Consider the following 289-nt stretch of genomic DNA (forward strand, 5'->3'; position numbering starts at 1 on the left):
AGTGCAAAAAAACCTTTCTTTTTCATGAGTTGATATCCACCTTTTTACCTTTAATGGTGAAGGCACCGTCTGAATTTTGCGTCATTTCGGTTGTGTCGAAGCTCATCCCTCCTTCAGAGTTAATTTCGACTTGCCCCGAAAAATCCATGCTTAGATGCCTACCTGCTATTCGAATATCTCCACTGGAATTCAAGATAATGGATGCGGCACCGCAATTGATCGTGACTTCCCCGCCGGATTGCAAGGCAACATCTGCCCCCCCGTTTATTGAAACGGATTGCCCACCGTT

Annotated in this window: 1 protein-coding gene; it reads right to left on the reverse strand. The window is 45.7% G+C overall.

Going from position 1 to position 289, the window contains the following annotated elements; genetic code table 11:
• Window positions 1-22: 22 nt before the first annotated feature.
• Window positions 23-289 (reverse strand): hypothetical protein (locus tag Q5L94_RS13595; RefSeq protein WP_317498892.1); only part of this gene is annotated, 267 nt, incomplete at its 5' end.

This window comes from Idiomarina sp. Sol25, from assembly GCF_033052775.1.
Lineage (GTDB): Bacteria > Pseudomonadota > Gammaproteobacteria > Enterobacterales > Alteromonadaceae > Idiomarina.